The following is a 257-nucleotide window of genomic DNA, read 5'->3' on the forward strand; positions in this document are numbered from 1 at the left end:
GCATGCTGGTGGTGTGGTTATATCACCAAGCACCATTACAGACTTTGCAGCATTATATTGTGACGATGAAGGTAATAACCCAGTAACACATTTTGATAAAAATGATGTCGAAACCGCTGGTTTAGTTAAGGTTGACTTCTTAGGTTTAAGAACATTGACCATCGTTCAGTGGGCATTTGATATGGCTAATGCACACAAACATGAACGTGGTGAAGAACCTTTTTATATCGAAAAAATAGATCTTACTGAACCAGCTT

General features: G+C 38.1%; 1 protein-coding gene. It reads left to right on the forward strand.

Features of this window, described 5'->3' with window-relative positions; translation table 11 throughout:
* A partial coding sequence (locus tag V6255_RS18100; RefSeq protein WP_341629387.1) for a hypothetical protein occupies positions 1–257 on the forward strand: 257 nt, incomplete at both ends.

It is taken from the genome of Psychromonas arctica (genome assembly GCF_038155225.1).
GTDB classification, from domain to species: domain Bacteria; phylum Pseudomonadota; class Gammaproteobacteria; order Enterobacterales; family Psychromonadaceae; genus Psychromonas; species Psychromonas arctica_B.